Genomic DNA, 13,268 nt, shown 5'->3' with positions numbered 1-13,268 from the left:
TCTACCCCGTCTTCCCCACCCGATATCCCGCCGCGGGATGTGGCGCGTCGAGCCGTGCGCGGCCATCGCCGAACAGCTTCTCCCGCAGCGTGCCCTTTGCGTATTCCGGCTTGTACCGTCCGCGCTTGGTCAGCTCCGGCACCAGCATGTCGGCGATATCCTCGAAATCGCCGGGCGAGACCGCAAACGCGACATTGAGGCCGTCGACATCGGTCTTCTCGAACCAGTCCTCGATCTTGTCGGCGACGCTCTCCGGCGTGCCGACCACGACGGGGCCGGCGCCGCCGATGCCGACATGCTCGATGACGTCGCGCACGGTCCAGACGCGGTCGGGGTCGCCCCGGGTGACGTTATCGAGGGCGCTGCGGCCGGCATCGTTCTGGACGTGGCGGACCTCCTGGTCGAGCTCGTAGCCGGAGAAGTCGATGCCGGTCCATCCCGACATCAGCGCGAGCGCGCCTTCCGGATTGATATGCGAGCGGTAGTCGGCATATTTCGCCGCAGCCTCTGCTTCCGTGTTGCCGAGGATGATCGTCATCATGTTGAACATCAGGATTCCCGCGGGATCGCGGCCGAGTGCGGCGGCCTCCTGGCGGATCGCTGAGACGCGCGGCGCGATGATCTTTGCCGACGGTCCCGACATGAACACGCATTCGGCATGCTTGGCCGCGAACTGCCGGCCGCGCGGCGAGGTGCCGGCCTGGTACAGCACCGGCGTTCGTTGCGGCGACGGCTCGCTGAGATGGATGGTGTTGTTGATGCGGTAGTTCGCGCTCTCGTGATTGATGCGGTGAACCTTGCTGGGATCGGTGAAGATGCCGCGCTTGCGGTCGCGCAGCACGGCGTCGTCCTCCCAGCTCCCTTCCCAGAGCTTGTAGACGACCTCCATGTATTCGTCCGCGATGTCGTAGCGGTCGTCGTGGCCGGTCTGCTTGTCCTTGCCGGCACCTCGCGCGGCGCTGTCGAGATAGCCGGTGACGACGTTCCAGCCGATCCGGCCTTCGGTGAGATGGTCCAGCGTCGACATCCGCCGCGCGAACGGATAGGGCGGTTCGAAGGAGAGATTGCTGGTCACGCCGAAGCCGAGGTTTTTCGTCACTGCGGCCATTGCCGAGAGCAGCAGCAGCGGCTCGTTCGACGGCGTCTGAGCGGCGTTGCGCAGGGCCGCGTCGGGGCTGTTGCCATAGACGTCGTAGACCCCGAGCACGTCGGCCAGGAACAAACCGTCGAAACGCCCGCGCTCCAGCGTCTTGGCGAGATCGATCCAGTAGGGCAGGCGGTTATACTCGGCGGTACGGTCGCGTGGATGGGTCCATAAGCCCGGCGACTGGTGCGCGACGCAATTCATCGCAAAGGCGTTGAGCCTGATCTGCTTGGCCATGATCGTTCCCCGGCGCTCTATACCGAGCGCTCTTCGAATGGTAGATGTGCGCCCGAACTTGGCGAAGTTCTTGCATATAAGCTGCGCTTGGCAAGGCCAAAATCAGCGGGCTCCCGCCTTTGGCAAGCCAATCTCAAGAGAGCAAGAACGAAATCCCAAGAGAAGTACAAGAGAATTACAAGAACTATCCAACTCCCCGCCACTTTCGACGGCCAGTGTAGCCCGCTAGGTTCGCTCGCCTCGAGACCTTGAAAACGAAAAGCAATGACCAGAGCCGACGCCATCGCCCGCGCCCGGGACGACTTCAAATCCGGCGCGTTCCTCGCTGAACTCGACCGCCGCGTCGCTTATCAGACCGAAAGCCAGAATCCGTCGCGTGGCCCCGAGCTGCGCGCCTATCTGGAACAGGAGATGCAGCCGGCGTTTGCCGCGCTCGATTTCACCAGCCGCATCGTCGAGTCCCCCAGCGGCAAGTCGCCGTTCCTGTTCGCCGAGCATCTCGAAAGCGGCTCAGCACCGACCGTGCTGATCTACGGCCATGGCGATGTCGTCGACGGTATGGAAGGCGAGTGGCGCGACGGCCGCGATCCCTGGCGCACGACGGTTGCGGGCAACCGGCTGTATGGCCGCGGCACCGCCGACAACAAGGGCCAGCACAGCATCAACATGGCGGCACTCCGCGCGGTGCGCGACGCCCGTGGCGGCAAGCTCGGCTTTAACGCCAAGTTCATCGTCGAAATGGGCGAGGAGATCGGCTCGCCCGATCTCGGCAAGGTCTGCGACCTCAATCGCGACGCGCTCAAGGCCGATCTGTTCATGGCCTCCGACGGGCCCCGTTTGTCCGCCGACCGCCCGACGCTGTTCCTGGGATGCCGCGGCGGCATCCGCATTCATCTCGATGTGAACCTGCGCGATGGCGGCCATCATTCCGGCAATTGGGGCGGCGTGCTGGCCAACCCCGCAACCATCCTGGTCAACGCCATCTCGACGCTGGTCGACGGCCACGGTCGTCTTCAGCTCGATGCGCTGAAGCCGCCGCGCCTCACCAACCAGATCCGCTCCTATCTCGCCGACGTGCAGGTGGTCCCGACCGAGGACGAGCCGGCGCTGGCGGAGAACTGGGGCGAGGAGGGTCTGTCGGCGGCCGAACGGCTCTATGCCTGGAATACGCTGGAAGTGCTGGCGATGTCGTCGGGCAATATCGAGAAGCCGGCCAACGCCATTCCGGGCCATGCCAATGCCGTGCTGCAACTGCGTTTCGTGGTCGGCACCGAGGTCGGCGGCCTGATCGAGGCGATCCGCGCGCATCTTGTCCAGAAGGGCTTTCCGATGGTCGAGGTGCGGGCGGCGCAGAGCTTTGCCGCCTCGCGCACCGATTTCGACAGCCCCTGGATCAAATGGGCGGCGGATTCGGTGAAAGAGACCACCGGCAAGCTGCCGGCGGTGCTGCCGAACTTCGGCGGCTCGCTGCCCAACGACGTGTTCTCCGAGATCCTGGGTCTGCCGACGATCTGGGTCCCGCATTCCTATCCCGGCTGCTCCCAGCATGCGCCCAATGAGCACATCCTGCTGCCTCTGACGGAAGAAGCCTTGACGGTGATGGCCGGGCTGTTCTGGGATCTCGGGGAATTACCCAAGCCGCTGACCTGAGCCCATTAACCTGAGCCACAAGCCAGCCGAAAGTCACATTCTAATCTGGCCCAATCTGTGCTTGCATCCGGGCCGCATCATCCTGAAAGGGGACCAAAAAAGTGAAACATTTTCGTAGCATCGGGCTTGCGCTCGCCGCGACCTTCGCCGTCAGCCAGGCCGGGGCCCAGGAGCTGACAGGCACGCTGAAGAACATCAAGGACACCGGCGCCATCACGCTGGGCTTCCGCGACTCCTCGATCCCGTTCTCCTATCTCGACGACAACCAGAAGCCCGTCGGATTCGCGATGGACATCTGCTACAAGATCGTCGACGCCGTGAAGAAGGAGCTCAAGCTCGACAAGCTCGAGGTCAAGCTCAACCCGGTGACGTCGGCGACCCGTATCCCGCTGATGGCCAACGGCACCATCGACCTCGAATGCGGCTCGACCACCAACAATGCCGAGCGCCAGAAGCAGGTTGCCTTCACCAACACCCACTTCCTGACCGCCAGCCGCTACGTCTTCAAGAAGTCGAGCGGCCTGAAGTCGATCGACGACCTCAAGGGCAAGACGGTGGTCTCCACCGCCGGCACCACGAACATCAAGCAGCTCACCGAGGCCAACGTCGAGAAAAAGCTCGGCGCCAACATCATCCCGGCCAAGGACCATGCTGAAGCCTTCCTGATGGTCGAGACCGACCGTGCGGTCGCCTTCGTGATGGACGACATCCTGCTCGCGAGCCTCGTGGCCGGCTCGAAGTCGCCGGCCGACTACGTCATCTCCAAGGACGCGTTCTCCAAGCCCGAGCCCTACGGCATCATGCTGCGCAAGGACGACGCGCCGTTCAAGAAGGTGGTCGATGCCGCGACTGCCGCGCTCTACACCTCGGGCGAGGGCCAGAAGATCTACGACAAGTGGTTCACCCAGAAGATCCCGCCGAAGGGCCTCAACCTCAACAGCCCGATTTCGCCCGAGCTGAAGAACGAGTTCGCGAAGCCCACGGATTCGCCGAACCCGGACGACTACAAGTAAGATACAACCTCGATCTTTCGATCGGGATCATGTCCGGCCACTCTTGACACAGGGGTGGCCGGACATTTGCATAGGCGCCGGGACAATCTCTATCAGTGGCGCGTTCGCGCGGGGGACACGTGAACTATAACTGGAACTGGGGAATCTTTTTCCAGCCGAACCCGATGGGGACGGGCACCTATCTCGACATGCTGCTGTCGGGACTGGTGCTGACCCTTAAGACGGCCGCGCTCGCCTGGATCATCGCGCTGATCTTCGGCTCGCTCGTCGGCGTCATGCGCACGCTTCCCTCCCGGGGCGCGGACTGGTTCGGCTTCTGCTGGGTCGAATTCTTCCGCAACATGCCGCTGCTCGTGCAGCTGTTCCTGTGGTTCTTCGTGCTGCCGGAGTTGCTGCCCAAGGCTGCCGGTACCTGGCTGAAGCAACTCCCGAACGCGCCGTTCTGGACGGCCGCGATCGGCATCGGCTTCTTCATGTCGGCGCGCGTGGCCGTTCAGCTGCAGGCCGGTATCGGCTCGCTGCCGCGAGGGCAGAAGATGGCGGCCACTGCGCTGGGCCTCACCACCGTGCAGGCCTATCGCTACGTGCTGCTGCCGATGGCGTTCCGCATCATCCTGCCGCCGCTCACCTCCGAATTCCTCAACACCATCAAGAATACGGCCGTCGCGATCACGATCGGCCTGCTCGAGCTGACCGGGCAGGCGCGCTCGATGCAGGAATTCTCGTTCCAGGTGTTCGAGGCCTTCACTGCCGCGACGATCCTGTACCTCCTCGTCAATGCCGTGGTCGTGACGGCGATGCGCTTCCTCGAACGCTGGGTCGCGATCCCCGGCTACATCACGGGGAAATAGCGATGTTCTCCAACCTCGATTTCGACGTCATCCGCCGTGCGCTGCCTTATCTGTTCTACGAGGGCATGACGTTCACGCTTACGCTGACGGCGCTTGCAGCCCTCGGCGGCCTGGTCTTCGGCACGGCGCTCGCGCTGATGCGCTTGTCCGGCTACAAGATCCTCGGGCGCATTGCCGGCGTCTATGTCGACTTCATGCGCTCGCTGCCGCTGGTGCTGGTCATCTTCTGGTTCTACTTCCTGGTGCCCTATATCGGGCAATGGCTGACTGGCGCCTCGCGCCCGATCAGCGTCGGCGCCTTCGCATCCTGCCTCATCACCTTCATCATGTTCGAGGCAGCATACTTCTCCGAGATCATGCGCGCCGGCATCCAGTCGATCTCGCGCGGCCAGCCGGCCGCGGCCAACGCGCTCGGGCTGACCTACGCCCAGACCATGCGCTACGTCGTGTTGCCGCAAGCCTTCCGCAACATGCTGCCGGTGCTGATCACGCAGACCATCGTGCTGTTCCAGGACACTTCGCTGGTCTACGTCCTGTCGATCACGGACTTCCTGGGCGCGGCAAGCAAGGTTGCGCAGCGCGACGGGCGTCTCGTCGAAATGTACCTGTTCGCAGCGGTCGTCTACTTCACCATTTCCTGTATCGCGTCCTTCGGCGTCCGTCGCCTTCAGGCGCGCATCGCCATCATTCGATAGAGCGTGTCCGTCATGATCGAAATCAGCCACGTCAACAAATGGTACAGCCCGAGCTTCCAGGTGCTGACCGATTGCACAACCAGCGTCACCAAGGGTGAGGTCGTGGTGGTCTGCGGCCCCTCGGGCTCGGGCAAGTCGACCCTGATCAAATGCGTCAATGCGCTGGAGCCGTTCCAGAGCGGCGACATCAGCGTCGACGGCACCAAGGTCAACGACCCCAGGACCAATCTGCCCAAGCTGCGCTCGCGCGTCGGCATGGTGTTCCAGCACTTCGAGCTGTTCCCGCATCTGAAGATCATCGACAATCTCTGCCTTGCGCAGCAGAAGGTGCTCGACCGGTCGCGCGACAAGGCGATGGCGAAAGGCATGCAACTGCTGGAGCGTGTTGGCCTCAAGGAACAGGCCCAAAAGTATCCCGCGAACCTGTCCGGCGGCCAGCAGCAGCGCGTTGCGATTGCCCGTGCGCTCGCCATGGATCCGATCGTCATGTTGTTCGACGAGCCGACCTCGGCGCTCGACCCGGAAATGGTCAGCGAGGTGCTCGACGTCATGGTGGACCTCGCTCATGAAGGCATGACCATGATGGTTGTCACCCACGAGATGGGCTTTGCCCGCAAAGTGGCCAATCGCGTGATCTTCATGGACCGCGGCGAGATCGTCGAGGACGCGGCGAAGGAGGACTTCTTCGGCAAGCCGCGCAGCGACCGCGCGCAAAAGTTCTTGTCGAAGATATTGTCGCATTAATTCCCGCCGTCATTCCGGGATGCGCCGAAGGCGCAGGCCCGGAATCCATCGGGCGGCAGCACGCGGAGTGGAATGGATTTCGGGCTCATTCGCTGCGCGAATGCCCCGGAATGACGAAACGAGGGTGCCCGACGCCCCTCAATCGGCGTATAACCGCGCCAAATCCCTATTCCCCCCAGGAGACCTGCCTTGGACCCGATCGCCTACGTCAACGGCTCATTCGTCCCGCTCTCGGACGCCAAAATCTCGGTGCTCGATCGTGGTTTCCTGTTCGCCGACGGCATCTATGAGGTCTCGGCCGTGCTTGACGGCAAGCTGGTCGACAACGCCTCGCATCTTGCGCGTCTGGAGCGATCGGTCGGCGAGATCAAGCTGAAGCTGCCGGAGACGCTCGAGCGCATCACCGAGATTCAGAAGGAATTGATCGCGCGCAACAAGGTCGAGAACGGCCTGGTGTATCTTCAGGTGACCCGCGGCGCCGACAAGGGCCGCGACTTCCCGTTCCCCAAGGCTGACGTTAAATCGAGCCTGGTGATGTTCACCTCGGAGAAGGATATCATCAATACTCCGGTCGCAAAGACCGGCATCAACGTGATCACCGTGCCCGATATCCGCTGGGAGCGGCGCGACATCAAGAGCGTCGCACTGCTCGCGCAGGTGCTGGCGAAGCAGGCCGCGGCCGAAGCCGGCGCCGGCGAGGCCTGGATGCTGCAGGATGGCTATGTCACCGAGGGTGGCTCGTCCACGGCGTTCATCCTGACCAAGGACGATGTCATCGTCACCCGCCAGAACTCCAACGCGATCCTGCCGGGCTGCACCCGCAAGGCCGTGATCGCGCTCGCCGAGGAACGTCAGCTCCGCGTCGAGGAGCGTTCCTTCACGGTCGCCGAAGCGCACGCCGCCAAGGAAGCGTTCATCACGAGCGCATCCTCGTTCGTCCAGCCGGTGGTCGCCGTCGACGGCAAGAAGATCGGCGATGGCAAGCCCGGCCCGATGGCGACGCGGCTCCGCGAGATCTACGTGGAGTTCGCCAAGGCGACGGCGGTCTGAGGCGCGTACTCTGTTGTCGTAGGGTGGGCAAAAGGCGCCTCGCGCCGTGCCCACGTCTTCTCTCCTGGTAGCCACAGAAGGTGGGCACGCTTTCGCTTTGCCCACCCTACAAGACTGTGGTTGTGGTTGGCTCACGCCGCCGACGCCTTCACCTTCACCGGATGGACCGCGCGAAACGCGATCGCGATCCTGTTCCAGGCGTTGATGGCGCCGATCAGCATGGTCAGATTCACCGTTTCTTCCTCGGAGAACTGCGCGCGGACCTGCTCGTAGACGTCATCAGGCGCATGCGTCTGCGAGATCAGCGTGACCGATTCCGTCCAGGCCAGCGCGGCGCGTTCGCGATCGGTGTAGAGCGGGGATTCGCGCCAGGCGTCGAGCAGGTAGATGCGCTGCTCGGTCTCGCCGCGCTTGCGGGCGTCCTCGGTGTGCATGTTGATGCAGAAGGCGCAGCCGTTGATTTGCGACGCGCGGATCTTGACGATTTCGATCAGCGATTTCTCCAGTCCCGTGGACTGGATCTGCGTCTCCAGCGCCATCAGCGCTTTCATCGTGTCGGGTGCGGCCTGGTAGAAATTCATGCGGGGCTTCATGGTCGTTCTCCTTGCTTGCTGGGGTGAGGTCAGTGAGCGCCACCGGCCGAGGTCTGGCCGGGCTTCTTCAGGAACAGGACCGCGGCGAGCGCGACGATCAGCGCCACGCCGAGCAGATAAAACGTGTCGCTGAAGGCCAAGATATAGGCCTGCTTCTGCACGGTATGGCCAATCGCGACATAGGCGCGATGCGCCGCGTCCGCACGGTCGAGGATGCCGTGATTGACGAAATATTGCGTCAGCTGCTCCAGCCGGTTGCGCGTCGCCTGCTCGAACACCGAGACCGATTGCATCAGCACGTTGGAGTGATACTGCTCGCGCTTGGTCAGCACGGTCTGGAGCAGCGCGATGCCGACGGCGCCGCCGAGATTGCGCATCATGTTGAACAGGCCGGAGGCCGAGCCCGCGTTCTCCGCTTCGATGCCTGCTGTCGCGACCGCCGACAGCGGCGCCATCACCAGCGCCTGCCCGACGGCGCGCACGACGTTGGGCCACAGCAGCTGGTCGGCGGCGTAGTCGCTGGTCATATGGATGTTCATGAAATTGGAAGCCGCGAACAGCACGAAACCGATGCCGATGATGATCCGCGCATCGAATTTTTGCATCAGGCGCGGCACCAGCGGAATCAGCAGCAGCTGCGGCAATCCGGTCCAGGCCAGCACCATGCCGATCTGCTCGGAATTGTAGCCCTGGATGCGCGACAGATATTGCGGCAGGATGAAGACCGAGCCGTAGAGCGCGATGCCGAGCAGGAAGTTGGCGAGCATGCCGAAGCCGAAATTACGGCGGACCAGCAGGCGCAGGTTGAGCAGCGGCTTCTTCACCGTGAGCTCGATGATCAGGAACGCGGTCAGCGCGACGGCCGCGATCACGCTGAGCTTGACGATGAAGGGCGAACCGAGCCAGTCGTCCTTGTTGCCTTCCTCCAGCACGGTCTGAAGCGCGGAGAGGCCGATCGCCATGGTGACGATGCCGGCCCAGTCGCCCTCGCGCAGCAGCGCCAGCTTCATCGGCTTGGCGTCGAGCGCGTACCAGAGCATGCCGACCATCACCGCGCCGGGGATGAGGTTGACGTAGAAGATGTATTCCCAGCCGAAATTCTCGGTGAGATAGCCGCCGATGGTCGGGCCGATCGCGGGCGCGAACGTCGCCGACAGTGCGAACAGCGCGAGGCCGACCGGCTGTTTTGCGCGCGGCAGCAGCGTGATGATCAGCGTGAACGCCATCGGAATCAGCACGCCGCCGGTAAATCCCTGCACGGCGCGCAGTACGATCATCTGCGACAGATCCTGTGCAAGCGCGCAGGCCGCCGAGAGAACCAGGAACAGGACCGCGTTGGTCAGAAGATAAATCCGGATCGAGAACACCTGCGCCAGCCAGCCCGAGAGCGGGATCACCACGATTTCCGCGATCAGATAGGAGGTCGAGATCCAGCCGCCGTCATCGATTCCGGCGCCGATCGCGCCCTGGATGTCGGCGAGCGAAGCGTTGACGATCTGGATGTTCAGCACAGCCATGAAGGCGCCGAGCGTTGCACCGATCACCGCGACCCAGGTTTTTGCGGATACCGCCGGAGCGGCGGGCGCAGTGGGAGCTGGGACACGCGCGGCGGCGTTTACAGTGGGTTGGAGCGTGCTCATGGCTTCAGCCGCCGTTGGGGCGGGACGTGTTGTCCGCCAGCCGCTTCGCCGTCTCGCGCCCGGCCAGCACCGTCTGCTTGGTGTCGACCGTCGGCACCGCCGACATGCCGGGGCGCAGCAGGCCGGTGAGGCTGTGGTCGTCGAGCACGATCTTCACCGGGACCCGCTGCACGATCTTGGTGAAATTGCCGGTGGCATTGTCGGGCGGCAGCAGCGCGAATTCGAGCCCGCTCGCCGGCGACAGGCTGTCGACGTGGCCGTGCAGGGTTCGATTGTGAAAGCTGTCGACGTGCAACTCGACCGGCTGACCCGGGCGCATATGTGTGAGCTGGGTCTCCTTGAAGTTGGCGACGACATAGACCGCATCGAGCGGCACCACCGCCATCAATTGCGTGCCGGCCTGGACGTATTGGCCGACCCGCAAGCTCCGGGCGCCGACGGTGCCCTCGACCGGCGCGGTGATTTCGGTATAGGACAGGTTCAGCGCCGCCTGCTGCGCGACCGCGCGGGCCCGTTCGAGCTGGGCCGCGGCCTGGGCACGCTGGGTGGTGAGTACGTCGATCTTGCGCTGCGCGGCCAGCAGGCCAAATTTCGCGTGCTGCAATTGCGCGCTGCTTGCGCGCAGCGCCGCGTCGGTCTGCTGCGCGCGCTGGATGGTGCCGGAGCCGGTCTTCATGAGGTCGTCGTAGCGGGCGCGTTCTTCCTGGGCGAATTTCAGGTTGGCGTCGGCTGCGGTGACATCAGCCGTGCTCTGCTCGATGATCGGCTGTTGCAGTTCGATCTGGGCATCGATGTTGCGCACCGAGGCCTCGCCGGCGGCCACGTCGGCTTTGGCCTGGTCGAGCGCCGCCCTGAAGTCGCGATCGTCGATCTTTGCCAGCGCCTGGCCCGCTTTCACCTTTTCGTTGTCACTGACCAGCACCTTGGCGATGTAGCCGGAGACTTTTGGCGCGATGATCGTGGAGTCGGCCTTCACATAGGCGTCGTCGGTTGTCTCGAGGTAGCGACCCGTTTTCAAATAGTCGTAGCCATAGTCGGCGGCCATCGCGACGCCGATGGCCAGCGCCAGCCCGATTGCTGCACGCCCGATTGCCTGCCGGGACGGGCGCAGGCTGATTTTTCTTTTTGTTTCAGTGACATAAGTAGCGTTCGACATGGCATCCTCGGAAATCCCAGACGGCCCGCACTGAAGGTACCTTGTTGGGTATCGGTAAGATGTGCTGTCGCGGTCCTTGTGATAATCTTGGAATAAGTTGAAGCATTATCCAGCAAGAGTGGATAATCAGAGCGATGGATCGCTTTACCAGCCTCACTGCCTTCGTCCACGTCGTCGAAAACGGCGGCTTTTCCGCCGCCGCGCGCCGGCTCAACATGTCGACGACCATGGTGAGCAATCACGTGCAGGCGCTGGAGGATCGGCTCGGTGTGCGCCTGCTCAACCGCACCACGCGGAAGGTGAGCCTCACCGAAATCGGCAAGGCCTATTACGACCGCTCGACCCAGGTCCTCGCCGATCTCGAACAGGCCGACGATATCGCCAGCGAATTGCAGTCGGTGCCCCGCGGCACGCTGCGCATCCACGTCGCCACGCATATGGTGCAGTTCGTCGCGCCTGTGGTGGCAAAGCTGCTGTCGACCTATTCGGAGCTCAAGGTCGATCTGCGCATGGGCGAGGCCGACGTCGATCTTATCGAGGAAGGCTACGACGTCGCCCTGCGCATGACCTCGCCGCCGGATTCGAGCCTGATCGTCCGCAGCCTCGCCACCTGGCGTCACGTCCTGTGTTGCTCGCACGATTACCTCGAGAAGTACGGCCGGGTGCAGAAGCTCGACGAGCTCGCCGCGCATAATTGTGGCCGGCACTTGAACTATCCGTTCGGCGATGAATGGCGCTTCCTCGATCGCAAAGGCGCACCGGCCTCCGTACGCATCTCGGGCAGCTTCGTCACCAATAGCGGGGAAGCGCTGCGCAAGGTCGCACTGGACGGTGCCGCAATCTGTCTGATGGCGGGATTTCTCATTCAGGACGACCTCGAAGCCGGCCGCCTCGTGCGCCTCTTGCCGGAACTTCGGACGATCGAGCTGTCCATGAACGCGGTCTATCCGCATCGTCATCATTTGTCGGCGAAGGTCAGGACCTTCATCGACCTGCTCGCGCAGCACAGCGCCGAGCAGCAAAAGCTGATCAATCCGTATTCATGAGACTCTCGCCGACGGCGCCATGTCCGCCGGAAAGTTGAGTTGACATCAGCTGGGTATCTGGAACAATGCAACCTAAGATATGCTGATTTATTTTGGACCGAGATGGTTCGGTCCGATCCTGTTTCTTCGATGTGACGTTTCGTTCAAGCCGGCTTTCCGGCTTTTGCTTCTCCATCTCTTGCTTCTCCATCTCTTGCTTCTCCATCTCTTGCTTCTCCATCTCTTGCTTCTCCATCTCTTGCTTCTCCATGTCTGACGCATCGACAGGCGGCAAGCCGATCAGCGTTCGATGGCGTGCCCACTTCGCAGGGGACTGGCGACATCATATCGCGGTGAAGCTGGACGGCTCGGCCATAGCGGGACCGACTGCAGCTGAAGGAGGCTTCGATGACCCTTGCCAGAACGGGATGGCTTGCGATCTTGCTGCTCGGCCTCATGGCGGCGAGCAGTGTGCAGCCTTCTTTTGCTGCCACCGACGATGCGTGGCCGGTCAAGAACAGACTGATCGGCAAGAATGGCGACAAGTCCAAGGACGTCAGCGGCATCGCCTGCACGACCGCGGATGGATTTCCCCGTTCGTGCCTCGTCATCGACGACAACCTCCAGGACGCTCAATTCATCGAGCTGACCGACGGAAAGCTCGTTGCCGGCAGCCCGGTCAAGCTGATCGACAACACGTTCAATGACAAGGCGCTCGAACTCGATGGCGAGGGCGTCGCCTTCTCCAACGGATACTATTACGTCATCGGCTCGCACGGCCATCCGCGGGACAAGGAGCACAAGCTCGATCCCAAGAAAGATGCCGCCAAGATCGGAGCGAAGATCGCCGCAAGCAGCCAGATCGTCCGATTCCGCACGACGGGGGCGGATGGCAATGCGTCAGGCGAGCGTACGCCCAAGCTGAGAGATGTCATTGCGAGCGAGCCGGCTCTTCTCCCCTTCGTGGACATGCGGCTGGAGGCCAACGGGCTGACGATCGAAGGCGTCGCGATCAAGGACGATCGGACGCTGCTCGCCGGATTCCGAGGCCCCGTGCTGAACGGCAACTGCGCCGTCGTTCTGTCCGTCGAGATGGCCCCTCTGTTTGGCAATGGAAAAAGCCCGGACCATCGTCTGTACCGGCTGCCGCTCGGCGACGGACGCGGCGTGCGCGATCTCGCATCCTTCGGGGATCGCATTCTCGTTCTGGCAGGTCCAGGTGCAGACGGACCCGGGACTTACGCCGTTTATGCGTGGGACGGCGCATCGGAATCCGTCGAGTTGCTGAAGGACCTGCCATTCGATCCGAAGCGAAAGCCGGAGGGACTCCTGCCGCTGGACAAGACGTCGACCGGGCTGCGTGTCCTGATCGTGTTCGACGGCGACAAGGAAGGTGCGCCCACCCCGATCGAAATACCGGGATCAGGGCCTCGACCTCCGCCCTGCTCCAGCGGCTAGAGCAGATTCTGA

At 63.0% G+C, this 13,268-nt stretch carries 13 protein-coding genes; 8 read left to right on the top strand and 5 right to left on the bottom strand.

The genetic code is table 11. The features are described from left to right. Window position 1: 1 nt before the first annotated feature. The gene (locus tag IVB24_RS37070; protein WP_166477002.1) at window positions 2–1,381 is read right to left on the bottom strand and encodes an LLM class flavin-dependent oxidoreductase; all 1,380 of its coding nucleotides are present in this window, start codon (window positions 1,379–1,381) and stop codon (window positions 2–4) included. Between the two features lie 264 nt (window positions 1,382–1,645). Between IVB24_RS37070 and IVB24_RS37065 the strand changes: the two genes are divergently transcribed. The 6 genes from IVB24_RS37065 (at window position 1,646) to IVB24_RS37040 (ending at window position 7,384) form a co-directional block, all read left to right on the top strand. Further along, the gene (locus IVB24_RS37065) at window positions 1,646–3,031 is read left to right on the top strand and encodes a M20 family metallopeptidase (protein ID WP_140482659.1); all 1,386 of its coding nucleotides are present in this window, start codon (window positions 1,646–1,648) and stop codon (window positions 3,029–3,031) included. Window positions 3,032–3,132: 101 nt separating this feature from the next. Then, window positions 3,133–4,044, top strand: coding sequence for an amino acid ABC transporter substrate-binding protein (locus IVB24_RS37060; protein WP_094973161.1), 912 nt, complete (start codon window positions 3,133–3,135; stop codon window positions 4,042–4,044). Window positions 4,045–4,163: 119 nt separating this feature from the next. Next, window positions 4,164–4,895: an amino acid ABC transporter permease gene (locus IVB24_RS37055; protein ID WP_094973160.1), complete on the top strand. Its 732-nt coding sequence runs from the start codon at window positions 4,164–4,166 to the stop codon at window positions 4,893–4,895. Between the two features lie 2 nt (window positions 4,896–4,897). Continuing rightward, window positions 4,898–5,590, top strand: coding sequence for an ABC transporter permease subunit (locus IVB24_RS37050; protein WP_094973159.1), 693 nt, complete (start codon window positions 4,898–4,900; stop codon window positions 5,588–5,590). Window positions 5,591–5,602: 12 nt separating this feature from the next. Continuing rightward, on the top strand, window positions 5,603–6,334 hold the full coding sequence (locus IVB24_RS37045) for an amino acid ABC transporter ATP-binding protein (RefSeq protein ID WP_094973158.1): 732 nt from the start codon (window positions 5,603–5,605) through the stop codon (window positions 6,332–6,334). A gap of 189 nt (window positions 6,335–6,523) precedes the next feature. Continuing rightward, window positions 6,524–7,384 (top strand): D-amino-acid transaminase, encoded by an 861-nt coding sequence (locus IVB24_RS37040; protein WP_247771511.1) that lies wholly within the window; start codon window positions 6,524–6,526, stop codon window positions 7,382–7,384. Between the two features lie 131 nt (window positions 7,385–7,515). Here the strand turns inward: IVB24_RS37040 and IVB24_RS37035 are convergent, their stop codons facing one another. Genes IVB24_RS37035 through IVB24_RS37025 form a run of 3 tightly spaced genes read right to left on the bottom strand, consistent with a single transcriptional unit; the run spans window position 7,516 to window position 10,773 of the window. Beyond that, complete coding sequence (locus tag IVB24_RS37035; RefSeq protein ID WP_094973156.1) at window positions 7,516–7,977, bottom strand: carboxymuconolactone decarboxylase family protein; 462 nt, start codon at window positions 7,975–7,977, stop codon at window positions 7,516–7,518. A 29-nt stretch (window positions 7,978–8,006) separates the two neighbouring features. After that, entirely contained in the window at window positions 8,007–9,617 is a 1,611-nt protein-coding gene (locus IVB24_RS37030) for an MDR family MFS transporter (protein WP_247771510.1), read from the bottom strand. A 4-nt stretch (window positions 9,618–9,621) separates the two neighbouring features. Beyond that, window positions 9,622–10,773 (bottom strand): HlyD family secretion protein, encoded by a 1,152-nt coding sequence (locus tag IVB24_RS37025; RefSeq protein ID WP_094973154.1) that lies wholly within the window; start codon window positions 10,771–10,773, stop codon window positions 9,622–9,624. Between the two features lie 134 nt (window positions 10,774–10,907). On the opposite strand from IVB24_RS37025, the gene IVB24_RS37020 reads away from it, so the two are divergent. Then, complete coding sequence (locus IVB24_RS37020; protein ID WP_094973153.1) at window positions 10,908–11,819, top strand: LysR family transcriptional regulator; 912 nt, start codon at window positions 10,908–10,910, stop codon at window positions 11,817–11,819. Here IVB24_RS37020 and IVB24_RS37015 read toward each other — a convergent pair. Further along, window positions 11,803–12,069 (bottom strand): hypothetical protein, encoded by a 267-nt coding sequence (locus tag IVB24_RS37015; RefSeq protein ID WP_247771509.1) that lies wholly within the window; start codon window positions 12,067–12,069, stop codon window positions 11,803–11,805. The genes IVB24_RS37020 and IVB24_RS37015 overlap by 17 nt on opposite strands. Before the next feature lie 137 nt (window positions 12,070–12,206). Between IVB24_RS37015 and IVB24_RS37010 the strand changes: the two genes are divergently transcribed. Then, a complete protein-coding gene (locus IVB24_RS37010; RefSeq protein ID WP_247771508.1) occupies window positions 12,207–13,256 on the top strand; it encodes a DUF3616 domain-containing protein in 1,050 nt (349 codons plus the stop codon). Window positions 13,257–13,268 lie beyond the last annotated feature (12 nt).

The organism is Bradyrhizobium sp. 192, assembly GCF_023100965.1.
Lineage (GTDB): Bacteria > Pseudomonadota > Alphaproteobacteria > Rhizobiales > Xanthobacteraceae > Bradyrhizobium > Bradyrhizobium symbiodeficiens.
The sequence above is the reverse complement of the archived record's forward strand: the minus strand, read 5'-3'. Positions and strand labels throughout refer to the sequence as shown.

Excerpts from the sequence above, each read along its gene's own strand:
- IVB24_RS37070 (WP_166477002.1), bottom strand. The coding sequence starts at position 1,381 with ATGGCCAAGCAGATCAGGCTCAACGCCTTTGCGATGAATTGCGTCGCG.
- IVB24_RS37065 (WP_140482659.1), top strand. The coding sequence starts at position 1,646 with ATGACCAGAGCCGACGCCATCGCCCGCGCCCGGGACGACTTCAAATCC.
- IVB24_RS37050 (WP_094973159.1), top strand. The coding sequence starts at position 4,898 with ATGTTCTCCAACCTCGATTTCGACGTCATCCGCCGTGCGCTGCCTTAT.
- IVB24_RS37045 (WP_094973158.1), top strand. The coding sequence starts at position 5,603 with ATGATCGAAATCAGCCACGTCAACAAATGGTACAGCCCGAGCTTCCAG.
- IVB24_RS37035 (WP_094973156.1), bottom strand. The coding sequence starts at position 7,977 with ATGAAGCCCCGCATGAATTTCTACCAGGCCGCACCCGACACGATGAAA.
- IVB24_RS37030 (WP_247771510.1), bottom strand. The coding sequence starts at position 9,617 with ATGAGCACGCTCCAACCCACTGTAAACGCCGCCGCGCGTGTCCCAGCT.
- IVB24_RS37025 (WP_094973154.1), bottom strand. The coding sequence starts at position 10,773 with ATGTCGAACGCTACTTATGTCACTGAAACAAAAAGAAAAATCAGCCTG.
- IVB24_RS37020 (WP_094973153.1), top strand. The coding sequence starts at position 10,908 with ATGGATCGCTTTACCAGCCTCACTGCCTTCGTCCACGTCGTCGAAAAC.
- IVB24_RS37015 (WP_247771509.1), bottom strand. The coding sequence starts at position 12,069 with ATGGAGAAGCAAGAGATGGAGAAGCAAGAGATGGAGAAGCAAGAGATG.
- IVB24_RS37010 (WP_247771508.1), top strand. The coding sequence starts at position 12,207 with ATGACCCTTGCCAGAACGGGATGGCTTGCGATCTTGCTGCTCGGCCTC.